Source organism: Prochlorococcus marinus str. MIT 1214, from assembly GCF_027359355.1.
GTDB classification, from domain to species: Bacteria; Cyanobacteriota; Cyanobacteriia; order PCC-6307; family Cyanobiaceae; genus Prochlorococcus_B; species Prochlorococcus_B marinus_F.
In genome coordinates, this window is record NZ_CP114777.1 from 1,821,566 (window position 1) to 1,834,452 (window position 12,887).

At 37.4% G+C, this 12,887-nt stretch carries 13 protein-coding genes; 8 read left to right on the forward strand and 5 right to left on the reverse strand.

The annotated features are described in order from the left end of the window. The first annotated feature begins 3 nt into the window (after positions 1-3). From O5639_RS10060 to O5639_RS10070, 3 genes are all read left to right on the forward strand, one after another. The gene (locus O5639_RS10060; RefSeq protein WP_269624367.1) at positions 4-1,200 is read left to right on the forward strand and encodes a nicotinate-nucleotide--dimethylbenzimidazole phosphoribosyltransferase; all 1,197 of its coding nucleotides are present in this window, start codon (positions 4-6) and stop codon (positions 1,198-1,200) included. 5 nt (positions 1,201-1,205) lie between these two features. Next, positions 1,206-2,207 carry a hypothetical protein gene (locus O5639_RS10065; RefSeq protein ID WP_269624368.1) on the forward strand — a complete coding sequence of 334 codons (1,002 nt, stop codon included), beginning with the start codon at positions 1,206-1,208 and terminating at the stop codon, positions 2,205-2,207. Positions 2,208-2,291: 84 nt separating this feature from the next. Further along, positions 2,292-2,951, forward strand: a complete 660-nt coding sequence (locus tag O5639_RS10070) for a riboflavin synthase (RefSeq protein ID WP_269624369.1) — start codon at positions 2,292-2,294, stop codon at positions 2,949-2,951. Between the two features lie 37 nt (positions 2,952-2,988). Here O5639_RS10070 and O5639_RS10075 read toward each other — a convergent pair whose 3' ends face one another. The 4 genes from O5639_RS10075 to O5639_RS10090 form a co-directional block, all read right to left on the reverse strand. Next, positions 2,989-3,345, reverse strand: coding sequence for an AbrB family transcriptional regulator (locus O5639_RS10075; protein WP_158466122.1), 357 nt, complete (start codon positions 3,343-3,345; stop codon positions 2,989-2,991). Between the two features lie 95 nt (positions 3,346-3,440). Next, entirely contained in the window at positions 3,441-4,046 is a 606-nt protein-coding gene (locus O5639_RS10080; RefSeq protein ID WP_269624370.1) for a cytochrome c oxidase subunit 3, read from the reverse strand. Beyond that, positions 4,043-5,683 carry a cytochrome c oxidase subunit I gene (ctaD, locus tag O5639_RS10085; RefSeq protein WP_269624371.1) on the reverse strand — a complete coding sequence of 547 codons (1,641 nt, stop codon included), beginning with the start codon at positions 5,681-5,683 and terminating at the stop codon, positions 4,043-4,045. The genes O5639_RS10080 and ctaD overlap by 4 nt, the downstream gene beginning before the upstream one ends. Before the next feature lie 4 nt (positions 5,684-5,687). Continuing rightward, a complete protein-coding gene (locus O5639_RS10090; RefSeq protein ID WP_269624372.1) occupies positions 5,688-6,500 on the reverse strand; it encodes a cytochrome c oxidase subunit II in 813 nt (270 codons plus the stop codon). Positions 6,501-6,727: 227 nt separating this feature from the next. Here O5639_RS10090 and O5639_RS10095 point away from each other — a divergent pair, with 227 nt between their 5' ends. From O5639_RS10095 to O5639_RS10115, 5 genes are all read left to right on the forward strand, one after another. Next, complete coding sequence (locus O5639_RS10095; protein WP_269624373.1) at positions 6,728-7,609, forward strand: COX15/CtaA family protein; 882 nt, start codon at positions 6,728-6,730, stop codon at positions 7,607-7,609. Next, complete coding sequence (locus O5639_RS10100) at positions 7,602-8,597, forward strand: heme o synthase (protein WP_269624374.1); 996 nt, start codon at positions 7,602-7,604, stop codon at positions 8,595-8,597. The genes O5639_RS10095 and O5639_RS10100 overlap by 8 nt, the downstream gene beginning before the upstream one ends. Positions 8,598-8,698: 101 nt before the next feature. Beyond that, positions 8,699-9,712: an ABC transporter ATP-binding protein gene (locus O5639_RS10105; RefSeq protein WP_269624375.1), complete on the forward strand. Its 1,014-nt coding sequence runs from the start codon at positions 8,699-8,701 to the stop codon at positions 9,710-9,712. A gap of 31 nt (positions 9,713-9,743) precedes the next feature. Beyond that, a complete protein-coding gene (locus O5639_RS10110) occupies positions 9,744-10,598 on the forward strand; it encodes an ABC transporter permease (protein WP_269624376.1) in 855 nt (284 codons plus the stop codon). 29 nt (positions 10,599-10,627) lie between these two features. Further along, positions 10,628-11,119, forward strand: coding sequence for a hypothetical protein (locus O5639_RS10115; RefSeq protein WP_269624377.1), 492 nt, complete (start codon positions 10,628-10,630; stop codon positions 11,117-11,119). A 58-nt stretch (positions 11,120-11,177) separates the two neighbouring features. Here the strand turns inward: O5639_RS10115 and groL are convergent, their stop codons facing one another. After that, complete coding sequence (gene groL, locus O5639_RS10120) at positions 11,178-12,869, reverse strand: chaperonin GroEL (RefSeq protein WP_269624378.1); 1,692 nt, start codon at positions 12,867-12,869, stop codon at positions 11,178-11,180. Between the last annotated feature and the right edge of the window lie 18 nt (positions 12,870-12,887).

The window sequence follows — 12,887 nt, forward strand, 5'->3', positions numbered from 1 at the left end:
AAAATGGTAGTAGACACCTATATTTTGTTGTCGTCAGGAGTCTTGGCTTTTGGAGAAGGCCACCAAGAGCAAAATGTTGATGAAAGAGTTCAGAGATGGCAAGAAAATATTACGAATATGGCTTTCTTTTTAATTCTTGCTGGATCTCAAACAGCAGAGATTGAGGGGATTTCTGCTGCTGGCGCAACTGCTATTTCTAGACGTTATACAGCTGTCGCAGATGCTGAACTTTTGTTAAGAGGACCTAGTTTACCAAAAAGATGGCCTTTGCCTCCTTTGCCTGCAGGTGTCTCGCCAGCATTGATCAGTTACGTTGCTTCAAGATACTTAAAAATTAAGCCAACAATCATATCTGCAGGCCTGCTACAAACGCCCCCTTTTAGTCACCTTTCTCTAGAGTCACCAGAGATAGGCCCCGCTAGATGCTTGAGTTCAGGGAATGCAATGGAGAGAACCAGGGTTGAACTTTTATTAGAAGGTGGTTTTAAGATAGGTAAGAAATTAAAAAAATCTCTTTTGCTCACGGAGTGTGTCCCAGGAGGTACATCAACAGCATTTGCTGTTCTCTCTGGTTTAGGAATAAATGTTAAAGGTCTTATAAGCGGAAGTCATAGAAATCCACCTTCAGAATTAAAAATAAAATTAGTTGAAAAAGGACTTAAGGCAGCGAAATTAAATAAGAATCCATCTTCTGTTGAGCTAATGGCTGCTGTTGGTGATCCATTTCAGCCAATTGCAGTTGGTCTTTTAATGGGAGCTAAAGAATCAAATCAAGAGATTTTATTAGGAGGAGGTTGTCAAATGTTGGCAGTATTGGCGTTGACGTTAAATGAAATTGAGCCTAAATCACGCTCTGAATTTGTTGGTAAAATTATAATAGGAACCACATCATGGTTAGTTGATGAATCACTTTCTTCTGATGAAAATAGAAATTCTTTTATTCATTTAATGAATCTTGTCGCTAACCATTTTAAAGTAAATATCCTAGGTCTTGCTAGTGGTTATAGATTTAATGACAGTAGCCAAAAAGTTCTTCGCGATTATGAGATTGGCTATGTCAAAGAGGGTGTTGGGGCTGGAGCATTATCGTTACTTGCTCAAATTAAGGGATTGACTCAGAAAGAAATGATTAAAAGGTGTGATATTGAGGTTGGTAATCTATTTAAGTCAAATAATGCAAAAACTTGTCAAGGGATATAAATAATATGAATACTGATACATTTGGAAGGAGAGAGTTCATCAAATATGGATTAATTTCTTCTTTGTTTTTATTATCTGGTTGTTCAACTGCTCAAAAAAAATTAACTTTGAGAGGAGTTCCTAATAGCTTCCCAAGTGAATTTGTTAATAGTTTATCTACAGGTTGGGAATTTCTCCCTATTAAAGATATCGAGTTGAAAAAATTTCCCTATCACTCTTCTCTTCTAGAAAAAACAGATTTAATAGTCTTAGATGACGGTTGGATTTCTGACTTGCCTATTAATTCACTTCAAGAAATCAAAGCGGATAATATTAGAAATAATTTCAGCAAGCAGACTAGTTCTTTTCTCGATGGCTTAGGCGAGGATTATGAAAAAAAGCTTTTACCATTAGCTGTTAGTCCTTGGGTGATAATTTTTAGAAATGAAGATTCTCTGGCTCTAAAAAATAAGAATTCATGGGAAGTTATTTTTTCGAGTTCACTTACTAATCAAATAGTTTTTCCTAATAGTCCTTATCTTCTTATTTCTATAGCACAAAGACTAAATATAGTTAATAATTTCTCAAAATTCAAGAGTCAAGCCAAGACATTTGATGATAGGAATGCTTTAAATTGGGTTGTTTCAGGTAGAGCTAATGCAGCAGTTTTACCATTATCTAGATGTGTTGATAGTCTTATTGAAGATCCTCGCTTGTCGGTTCTTTTACCTCAGGAGGGCAGTCCACTGAATTGGACTGTACTTGCTTCTCCTTCTCTTCCTCCTTCGTCTTTCCCTACTAATTGGTTTGATTCGTTATGGGGCGCTACTTATTTGAGTCGTGTCATAAGTAAAGGCTTTTTGCCACCAACAAACTTATCAGATTTAAGGAGAAAAAATATAAATGTTCCTCTGAAGTATCAAGCTACCTTTCTTCCAGGAGAAAGTGTTTGGAATAAATGTTGGTCATTGCCAAGGCTGAGTTTTGAGAGAAAAAAAGACTTGGCTATAAATTGGAATAATTCATGACCAAACTAAATTTGCAATTCAAAAAACTTTTCAAAGACATTTCTTAATACCATAACTAGCATTCTAAAAGTTGTAGGACCAATAATGTTTACTGGTTTAATTCAGGCTATTGGCACTATCAAGAAAAATAATTTTGGGGTAGTTGTTGATGGATGTAGACCTTTTTCTCCTCTACAACTTGGAGATAGTATTTCTGTGGATGGAGTTTGTCTAACAGTTTCTGAATTAATGAATGATTCTTTTACTGCAAACATAAGTGAAGAGACTCTCAAGAGAACAAATCTTGCAGAAAAAGCTCAGATAAATGGTTATGTGAATCTTGAGCCAGCGTTACGTTTTTCTGACCGATTAGGTGGACATATTGTTAGTGGACACATAGACGGGTTGGGTGAAGTTGTTTCAATAGAAAATTTGAAACATTCTTGGAATTTGAGAGTATCTTGGGATGATTTAAATTTCTGCAGATATATGTGTAATAAGGCGAGTATTAGCCTAAATGGTATCAGTCTTACTATTGCAGAGATATACGTTGATGGGTGTGAATTTTCAGTAGCCGTAATACCTCACACGTGGTCAAATACATGCTTACAATTTTTGAAAATTGGCGAAAAGGTGAATTTGGAAGTTGACTTAATGGCTAAGTACGCAGAAAAACTTCTAAAAGTAAATCATAATAATTCTATTTCCAAGCAAAGCCCAGTAATTAACTCTCAGTGGCTTAGCGAGCAAGGTTGGAATGATTAGCTTTATATCTGTTTATATAATTTCTTTGAGAGATTTATTATTTCTTGAGTGGTAATAAACTAATCGCACCAGACTCTTTTCGTACATCAATACGAAATTCTTGCCCAGGCTCAAGACCTAATTTTTTTGTATAGGCATGTCCTATAAGAAGATTGCCATTGCCATGAACTTTAGTACGAAATTCCGCTTGCCTGCCTCTTGAGGATCTATTTCCTGCTCTCCCTGGACCATTTGAGCGAAGTTTATAACCTTTAGCTTCAACTAGAGCACGGTAAAAACTTTTCCGTAAGACTCTCCCGCTTGGTCCTACGTAACCACATCCTTTAGCTATTTCGTCTTCTGGACGGTTGCTCAAAGATCTTGCTTTGTCTAGGAGTTCTTTTCCAACAAGCATTTCAGACTGTTTTAATTAATTTAATTCTGACTAATAAGTGGAATTGTGGCAACAATTTAATTGAAAGTTTCTTGCTTAGTATCAATATTTACCTCTCAAAGCAGGTAAAGGATGATGAATAAAACGACCCAAATCCCGTCTACAAAGTGCCAATAGAGCTCTACTGCTTCAAATGGGAACTTGTTTTCACTATTCACTCGACCAAAAGGAACACGTGTTTGCCACCAAATAATCATTATCATGATTGATCCAAGTGTTACGTGAAGCCCATGAAAGCCAGTTAATGCGTAAAAAGTACTGGCAAAAAGATTGTCAGTTAATCCAAAAGGCAAAGTAAAGTACTCAAACATTTGGCTGATTAAAAATGCCATTCCCAACAAGCCTGTTATGAGAAGCCATTTTTGACATTGTTTGGATTCATTCTTTTCTAGGAATTTTCCAGCCCGATGAAAAGTAAAGCTACTTACTAAAAGCAAGACAGTATTTAAAGTTGGTAATGGTAGTTCTAATTCGTAAATAGCATCAGGACCAATGGGATTGACTGCTTTGAAAGTTAGATATGCCGCAAAAAAACCTGCGAAGGTCATCCCGTCTGCGATTAAAAAGGCTATTAAGCCAAACAAGCGAAAATCTTCATGTTCTTCAGTTGAGAGGTCTTTCTTGTTTTCTGAGGATTGCTCCTTTGGAACTATTGATGTCATTTCATTTTCTCCTGAATTTTAGTTGTATTTTTTTCTCCATAACCATATGGTTCAAGAACGAGTGGGGCCTCTCCCTCCCAATTCTCAACAGGAGGAGGTGAACTTGTTAACCACTCAGGAGTGAGCGCATTCCATGGATTGTCACCAGCGTCATCCCCATAGAGGATGCTTTGAAGAATATTCCAAAGAAAAGGTAAAGTACTTAAAGCCATTAATAATGCACCTACGCTACTAATCTGATTGATTAATTGAAATTGTGGATCGTATTCAGCAACTCGTCGAGGCATTCCATTTAAACCTAACCAGTGTTGAGGTGCAAAACAAAGATTAAATCCTATAAAAGTAATTATGAAATGGAATCTTCCAAGATTTTCATTGAGCATTTTCCCCGTAAATTTTGGGAACCAGTGATAAATCGAGGAGAAGATAACAAAGACAGAACCTCCATAGACTATGTAATGAAAATGGGCAACAACAAAATAGGTGTCGTGTACATGAACATCAAAAGGGACTTGAGCTAGGGCTACTCCAGTAATCCCACCTAAAACAAAGTTAATAATAAATCCGCAGGAAAATAGCATGGCAGCGTTGAGTGATATTTTCCCCCCCCATAAGGTTGCAACCCAATTAAAAAATTTAATACCGGTGGGAACAGCTATGAACGCAGTAGCGATTGTAAAAAATAAGCGCATCCATGGAGGAGTACCACTTGTAAACATATGATGGGCCCAAACAACTAGCCCCAATACAACTATTCCCATAATGGAGAAGACCATTGTTGTATAGCCAAAAAGTGGTTTTCTACTGTGAATTGGAAGTATTTCACTGACCAAGCCAAAGGCAGGTAAAACCATGATGTAAACAGCAGGATGCGAGTAAAACCAAAAAAGATGTTGATAAACAATTACATTTCCACCAAGACTTGGGTTGAAGAAACCGGTATGAGCAACTATGTCAAAGCTCAAAAGTATTAAAGTACCAGCGAGAACAGGTGTTGATAGAACAACAAGAATACTTGTACCAAGCATTGCCCAGCAATACATAGGTAATTGCATCAATTTCAGACCGGGTCTCCTTAGTTTGAGGATGGTGGCGATGAAATTAATACCACCAAAGATTGAGCTTCCACCCAAAAGCAAAACACTCAATATCCAAATAATTTGACCGGCGGCGGGAGTCGTAATGCTTAAAGGCGGATAAGCTGTCCACCCAGATTGTGCGGCTCCGTTTATGAAATAGCTTGTTATGAGCATTAAACCGGAGGGAGGTATTAGCCAAAAAGCAACTGCATTCAGCCTTGGGAAGGCCATATCCCTAGCGCCAACATAAAAAGGTATTAAATAATTGCCAAAGGCACCATTTACCACAGGCACGATCCATAGGAAAATCATGATTGTGCCATGGAGCGTTAATACTTGGTTGTAAACTTCTCGGGGCATGAAATCTGAAAGGGGACTGATGAGCTCTACCCTTATTGCCCCAGCTAAAGATCCTCCAATTAAATAAAACAAGAAACCACAAACTAAATATTGAAGACCTATGACTTTGTGATCGAGACTAAAACTGAGATATTTGAGCCATCCAGTTGGTTGAAGCTTTTCTGGAGGAGTGTTACTTGGCTTGAGTGAAATAGTCATAGATTTATATTGATTCTTTAGAGTTTTCTTTTAGCCAAATATCGAAGTCTTCTTGTTCATCAACTATTACGTTTGATCTCATTCCACCATGGTAAGGGCCACACAATTCTGCGCAAACAATTGGGAAATTACCTGCTTTTGTAGGAGTAAAATTTAAAATCGTTGGTTGCCCTGGGATGACATCTTGTTTAAGTCTGAATTGAGGTACCCAAAAAGCATGTATTACATCTTTAGATTCCATTTTTAAACTAACTTCCCTTCCAACCGGAACATGAAGTTCGCCAGAAATAATATCTCCTTTTGGATAATGAAAGATAAAAGCAAATTGCATTGCAGTTAACTCAATTGGTAATGAGGATGAATTTTTTTTAGAGGAAGCCTCAATAGGCCCGGAACCTATACCCCCCCAAACTCTCTCGGCCTGATTATCCATTTGTCCACTGTGATCATGCATTAAAGGTTGCATTCCACCCATTCGATCATATATATCGTAGCTATATAGCCCTACAAACAAAACAACAATTGCAGGGACTGCTGTCCAGAATATTTCAAGAGAAATATTACCTTCTAAGTTAATACCATCACCAGTTTCGCCAGGCCTACGACGGAATTGAAAAAGACTATAAATTACTAAAGCAGTCATACCTATAAAAAGTATGGAGCCAATAATGAATAGGACTCGATAGAGTTCATCGTAAACAGGAGCATTCATGCTCGCGCTAACGGGAAGCATATCGACGTTGTATGCAATCCAAACTCCTCCAATGCCAAGTATTAAACTTGATGTGAGAGTTAAGATGGCCGACAGTTTCGGCAAGAAGATCTCCTTTCTACTTATAGGTTATGGGCAAAACTAACTAATGTATCGGCTAATTGTTAATTCAAGATGAATAATTATTTTTAAAGAGAATCTTTATGTTGCAGTCCGTTTATTCGGGTGACGTGTAAGAACTAATCGCTACGTTGAGTTAATAATGATCTTGATGAATTTTTGCATACGTGCAGGTTATTTATCCACCAAAACCACGCCTTACATTGGGGCAAATGGCTGCTCATGTGGTAGTTGCTCTTATCGCTCTTGTAGTGATTGGCGGGGCTACTAGGGTAATGGAGGCTGGTCTCGCTTGCCCAGACTGGCCTCTATGTTACGGATCGTTTTTGCCTGGTAGGCAAATGAATTTACAAGTATTCTTGGAATGGTTTCATCGTTTAGATGCCTTCTTCGTAGGGATTGCTCTAATTACTCAATTTGCCTTTTCTTTGTACTGGGTAAAAACTTTACCTAAATGGCTTCCTTGGACTTATGGCTTTTTAACTCTATTGGTTGCTTTTCAGGGCTTTTTAGGTGCATTGACAGTGCTGCAATTATTGCCATCTTTAGTTGTCATGGCTCATCTTGCAGTTGCATTTACTCTTGTTGCAATCATGAGTGGGGTGACTCAACAATTGCTTAATCCTGGTAAATCAATTTTCCCACTTTGGCTTCGTTGCTTTGGCTTCTTATCACTTTTTTCAGTAATAGCTCAGTCTTTATTAGGTAGTCGAGTGGCGACCTCGTGGGCAGCTCAAAGATGCTTGGATTTTGGAGAATCTTGCAATCTTTTGCTACTGCATCGGACAAGTGCTATCCCAGTGAGCTTTTTGGTGATTTTATTTGTAATAGTTGCATCTTTAAATAGAGATGTTTTTATCAACCAATGGCCCTATCTTTTGACGATTATTTTTTTGATTATCTTACAAATCTTTTTAGGAGTTTTTTCTATTAATATAGGCATGAGTGAACCTAGTCTTATCATTGCTCATCAATTAATCGCTTGCTTGTTAGTGGCACTAATATCAGCTTTGAATTTTAAAGGTAGAGGAATTGATAAATCTTCTCAATCACTTTTTATAACTCAATCAATTTTGGAGACATGTCATGGTTAGCTCTACATCAGATTTAATTTCAAACCCCGTTAATCGCGAGGAAATCGTTCCTTCTAGAAAGCGTATTAAATTACCAGCCTGGTTAGAGGTCGCCAAACCAAGATTAATTCCTCTTTTACTTGCCACTACTGTTGGTGGGATGGCTCTTTCGGAAGAATGGCCATTACCTTCTCCAAAATTGGTGTGCACTCTAGGTGGAGGGGCTCTTGCAGCTGCGGCTGCAGGTGCCCTTAATTGCTTGTGGGAACAAGATCTTGATAAGCGGATGAAACGCACCAGTAATAGAGCATTGCCTTCTGGTCGACTTTCTCAGACTTCTGTTTTTATTGGAGCAATTGCTTGTACTCTTGCTGCTTCAGCCCTTTTATTAAGTGGAGTTAACTGTTTAGCAGCAGGACTTACTCTTTTAGGACTTTGTAGTTATGTGCTTCTTTACACAGCGTTCTTAAAGCCGAGAACATCTCAAAATATAGTTTTTGGTGGAGTCGCTGGCGCAATCCCTCCTCTTGTTGGAGCTTCGGCAGCGGCAGGACACATTGGATTAGGTGGTTGGTGGCTATTCTCTTTGGTTATGGTTTGGACCCCAGCACATTTTTGGGCTTTGGCCATCTTGTTAAAAGAGGACTATCGATCTGTTGGGATACCTATGCTTCCAACAGTTAGTGGCCCTTTCGTTACAGCTAAAGCTATATCTGTGTATGGATATCTAACTGTATTCTTGAGTTTTTTAGGCTGCTTTGTTTTACCTGAAGGAGGTTTGTTATATGGAATGTTACTACTTCCATATAATTCACGACTTCTTCAATTGGTTTCCAGATTAAGAGATAATCCAGAGGATTTAGATCGAGCTAAGGGTTTGTTTAGGTGGTCTATTCTTTATATGTTTGGAGTTTGTTTTTTGATTGTCATTAGTAGATTACAAGTGTCAATTGTTTTTAATGATCAGTTGATAGCTTTGATTAAAGACTTCTTTATAGGGTTTTCGTAAATCTATAAAATAAAAATAAAAACTTTATGACCTTGATCTCAAATATTTATTAGAATTTGCTAGGGGAAATGAGCTTATCTTTTCAGGCGATTTGTTTTTAGATGTTTTTCATCCAACTAAGAGATTTATTTAAGTCGTATGGCTCTGTTAGAGCTCTTAATGGGCTCAACCTTCAAGTGCCAAAGGGTTCTTTGTATGGGTTGTTGGGGCCAAACGGGGCCGGTAAGAGTACTGCACTTAGAATTATCTGCACTCTTCTTTCCCCTGATTCTGGGTCTGTTGAGGTAGGAGGATTTAATGCTTTGCTTGAAGAAAAAGAAACTAGGCGAAGATTGGGTTACGTAGCTCAAGACGTTGCTATCGATAAAATCCTTACAGGTAGAGAGTTGCTACAACTTCAAGGAGATCTTTATCATCTAGATAAAAAACATAAGAAAAAAAGAATAGAAGAATTGATTCAGAGACTTGATATGCATGAATGGATTGATAGAAGATGTGGTTCCTTTTCGGGAGGTATGAAAAGAAGACTTGACCTCGCTTCAGGATTGTTGCATGAACCAGAATTATTGATTCTTGATGAACCTACTGTTGGGTTGGACATCGAAAGCCGATCAGTTATTTGGGGCTTATTGAAGGAACTAAGGAACAATGAAACTACAATTCTTTTAAGTAGTCATTATCTTGAGGAAGTAGATGAACTGGCAGATGAGATGGCTATTATTGATCAAGGAAAAGTTATTGCTAGTGGAAAACCAGATGATTTAAAAAAAGAACTAGGTGGAGACAGAGTGACACTTAGAGTGCGAGAGTTCAGTGATGAAGTAGAAGCTGAATCTGTAAGGAAATTAATTAAAAATATTAATGGTGTATCAAATGTAGTCGTGAATCAAAAGCAAGGTTACTCTTTAAACTTTTTAGTTCAAAGTAATGATGTTATATCAAACTTGTCAGGTCATCTTTCAAAAGAAAATTTTGAAGTCTTTGCACTTTCTCATAGTCGACCAAGTTTAGATGATGTTTATTTGCAGGCGACTGGCAAAACTCTTATGGATGCTGAATTAGAACTTGCCGGTAAAAGAGATATTAAGCTTGAGAATAAGAAATCAATGCGTTAATTGCTCGTATTAATCTTAAATTATTAAACACATGATTACTACAAATCCATCGCTTAATAAGGAAAAGCAATCTGTAAATGATTTGAATGAAATGTTGCAAGAGACTTCTGCCTTAACATGGAGGCTTTTTATTCAATTAATTCGACGACCTTCAACGTTATTTGCTGGAATTCTTCAGCCTTTGATATGGCTTTTGCTTTTTGCAGCGTTATTCTCTAAAGCTCCTATTGATTTTTTGCCTGGCGGTAGTAGTTATGGAGAATTCCTTGGTGCAGGATTAATAGTATTTACTGCTTTTAGTGGTGCGCTTAATGCTGGACTCCCTTTGATGTTTGATCGGGAATTTGGTTTTCTTAATAGACTATTAGTTGCACCATTGAGTAGTAGAAGTTCAATCGTAATTTCTTCAGTAATCTACATAACTTCTATTAGCCTTTTGCAGAGTTTTGCAATAATGGCTACTTCTGCTCTCTTGGGTTATGGATGGCCAAGTCTGGGAGGTTTTCTTCTCATAGCAATAACTCTCTTGTTGTTGGTTTTCGCAATAACTGGTCTAAGTCTTGGATTGGCATTTGTTTTACCAGGACATATAGAACTAATTGCAATTATATTTATCGCTAATCTACCTGTTCTTTTTGCTAGTACAGCTTTGGCCCCCATATCTTTTATGCCTGCATGGCTTGGATGGATAGCATCAATTAATCCATTAACATTTGCGATTGAACCCATACGAATGGCTTACTACAATTCTGTTGATCTGAATGCAGTTTTAATTAATGCTCCCTATGGAGAAGTAAATGGATATTCTTGCCTAGCAATTCTATTAATTCTTACAGTTGGATTGTTTTTTCTTATTAGACCTCTTTTAAATCGCAAACTTGCTTGATAATCTTAATTTAGCGATTTATAAGAACCTTGGAGTCTCGAAAGTATCAGCTACAAAAACAAATTATAGAAGCTCTACAGGCTAATGATAACGATTTATATTCTCTCCTAAAATCTCAATGGGCACACCGTTTTGGAGTAGAAAGTTTGGAAGAATTGAAAAGCATAGATTTAAATGAGTTGAATCAAAAACCAACCAATGTAGATGTTGATGTAGATAATCAAAAAATTGATCAATCTCAAGAAAAATCTTTCGAGGGTGGTAAAGCAATTTCTATAAAAGATGATGATAATCAAGAAAAAGAAATAAAAAATAAAGAAGTAGATTCATTTATAGATCTGGAACATCAAGCCTTTAAAATTAAATCTTATGAAATAGTTGATAAAGAAAAAAATAAAAATAATTATAAAAATTCAGCTCAAGAGAATAAAAATTCCTCTGAGATTAAAGCCTTGATTCCTTTACCTCCCAAACCTAAATATAGTTATCTCAATAAGTGGTTGTTAAAAAGCAAGTTCTAAATTCTTTTTATTAATTTCTATTTTTCTTGCTTTTGAAATTGTAGATCTTTTTATTTCCTTACATCATTCCTGGCATACCCATTCCGCCCATTCCGCCCATTCCGCCCATTCCGCCCATTCCGCCCATTCCGCCCATTCCGCCCATAGGGTCACCTCCTTCGGCTCCTGGTGCTGATGGAGGCTCAGGTTTGTCAGCAATAACAACTTCAGTTGTTATGAGAAGGGAAGCAATTGAAACAGCATCTTGAAGAGCAAGCCTTATTACTTTTGAAGCGTCTAAGATTCCTGCTTCAAGTAAATCCACATACTCTCCAGTTTGTGCATTGAAGCCTTTACCTAACCTTTTAATATCTGAAACAACAACATCTCCATTAAATCCAGCATTTATAGCGATCTGTTTTGTTGGCGCACTCAATGCTCTTTTTATAATTTCAACTCCGGTTCTTTGATCACCTTCTAGCTTATTAGATAAATCTTCAAGACCATCACTTAGTTCTAGAAGAGTAGTTCCTCCACCTGCAACAATACCTTCTTCAATAGCTGCACGAGTTGCGTTGAGAGCATCCTCAATTCTTAGTTTTCTGTTTTTTAACTCGGTTTCAGTTGGCGCACCAACTTTAATTACAGCTACACCGCCTGCAAGTTTAGCTATTCTCTCGTTTAACTTCTCTTGGTCATACTCAGAATCTGTTTCGTCAAGTTCTCTCTTGATTGAGGCAATGCGATTAGATAGTTCAGTGTTTTGAGTCTCGTTCGCGACAATTGTGGTGGTATCTTTTGTAATTGTTACTCTTCTGGCCTGGCCTAGATCAGAAATTTGAACTTTCTCAAGACTCATTGCTTTGTCTTCGCTTATTAATGTGCCGCCAGTTAGTACAGCAATATCTCCAAGAGCAGCTTTTCTTCTCTCGCCAAATGATGGGGCCCTAACAGCTGCTACCTGTAAAACACCACGATTTTTATTTACAACTAATGTGGCTAATGCTTCACCCTCTACTTCTTCGGCAAGAATTATTAATGGTGTTCCATTTTTTTGAACTGTCTCTAGAACAGGTATGAGATCTGCAATTGATGAAATCTTTTTGTCGGTAATTAGTATCGAAGGATTTTCAAATTCACAAATTAATCTATCTTCATCAGTAACAAAATACGGAGAGCTATACCCTCTGTCAAAGGCCATCCCTTCAGTGATATCTAGTTCAGTGGCAAGAGATTTGGATTCCTCAACTGTTATTACTCCATCAAAACTTACCTTGTCTATTGCATCTGCAATCATTGAACCTATTTCTTCGTCTCCACCAGCACTTACTGTCGCAACTTGTTTAATTGCATCGCCACTGACTGAATTACTTTTTTTCTTGAGATCATCAACTATTTGAGCTACAGCCTTTTCCATTCCCCTCCTTAATTCGATTGGGCTTGCTCCAGCTGCTGTATTCCTTAAACCCTCTTGAACCATAAATTGGGCTAAAACTGTTGCAGTAGTTGTTCCATCCCCAGCTTTTTCTTTCGTTTTTGATGCGACTTGTTCAATAAGCTTTGCTCCTATATTTTCAAATGGATCTTCAAGATCTATCTCCTTAGCAATAGTTACTCCATCATTAACAATATCTGGAGCTCCAAATTTTTTTTCAATAACAACATTTCTACCTTTAGGGCCAATTGTCACTTTAAGAGCATTGGCTAAATTGTTTACTCCTTTTTCGAGAGCACCACGAGATTCGTCTGAAAAACTTAGAAGCTTTGCCATATTTGAATTGAATTAAAC

Bases quoted from the DNA above. Each gene is read 5' to 3' on its own strand.
- O5639_RS10075 (WP_158466122.1), bottom strand. From the start codon at position 3,345: ATGCTTGTTGGAAAAGAACTCCTAGACAAAGCAAGATCTTTGAGCAAC.
- O5639_RS10080 (WP_269624370.1), bottom strand. From the start codon at position 4,046: ATGACATCAATAGTTCCAAAGGAGCAATCCTCAGAAAACAAGAAAGAC.
- O5639_RS10105 (WP_269624375.1), top strand. From the start codon at position 8,699: ATGTTTTTCATCCAACTAAGAGATTTATTTAAGTCGTATGGCTCTGTT.
- ctaD (WP_269624371.1), bottom strand. From the start codon at position 5,683: ATGACTATTTCACTCAAGCCAAGTAACACTCCTCCAGAAAAGCTTCAA.
- O5639_RS10060 (WP_269624367.1), top strand. From the start codon at position 4: ATGGTAGTAGACACCTATATTTTGTTGTCGTCAGGAGTCTTGGCTTTT.
- O5639_RS10100 (WP_269624374.1), top strand. From the start codon at position 7,602: ATGGTTAGCTCTACATCAGATTTAATTTCAAACCCCGTTAATCGCGAG.
- O5639_RS10070 (WP_269624369.1), top strand. From the start codon at position 2,292: ATGTTTACTGGTTTAATTCAGGCTATTGGCACTATCAAGAAAAATAAT.
- groL (WP_269624378.1), bottom strand. From the start codon at position 12,869: ATGGCAAAGCTTCTAAGTTTTTCAGACGAATCTCGTGGTGCTCTCGAA.
- O5639_RS10095 (WP_269624373.1), top strand. From the start codon at position 6,728: ATGGCTGCTCATGTGGTAGTTGCTCTTATCGCTCTTGTAGTGATTGGC.
- O5639_RS10065 (WP_269624368.1), top strand. From the start codon at position 1,206: ATGAATACTGATACATTTGGAAGGAGAGAGTTCATCAAATATGGATTA.
- O5639_RS10110 (WP_269624376.1), top strand. From the start codon at position 9,744: ATGATTACTACAAATCCATCGCTTAATAAGGAAAAGCAATCTGTAAAT.